A 363-nucleotide genomic window follows, 5' to 3' on the forward strand; every position below is an offset into this window, starting at 1 on the left:
CAACCTCTCCGTCCGGCTCGGCGGGGTGGGCCGACGGGAGGAGGCCCTGGCCGTCGTCCGGGAAGCGGTCGCCATCCAGCGCACCCTCGCCCAAGCCAACCCCGACGCCCACCTGCCCGACCTGGCCATGTCCCTCAACAACCTCTCCGTCGACCTCGGCGGGGTGGGCCGATGGGAGGAGGCCCTGGCCGTCGTCCGGGAAGCGGTCGCCATCCGCCGCACCCTCGCCCAGGCCAACCCCGACGCCTATCTGCCCGACCTCGCTGGCTCCCTCAACAACCTCTCCGTCGACCTCGGCGGGGTGGGCCGATGGGAGGAGGCCCTGGCCGTCGTCCGGGAAGCGGTCGCCATCCGCCGCACCCT

Annotated in this window: 1 protein-coding gene; it reads left to right on the top strand. The window is 73.8% G+C overall.

The features are described from left to right. On the top strand, positions 1 to 363 hold a 363-nt coding region (locus tag ACFVVA_RS38140), incomplete at both ends, for a tetratricopeptide repeat protein (RefSeq protein ID WP_387695334.1).

Origin of the sequence: Kitasatospora sp. NPDC058048 (assembly GCF_042885555.1) — a bacterium.
GTDB lineage: Bacteria > Actinomycetota > Actinomycetes > Streptomycetales > Streptomycetaceae > Kitasatospora > Kitasatospora lactacystinica.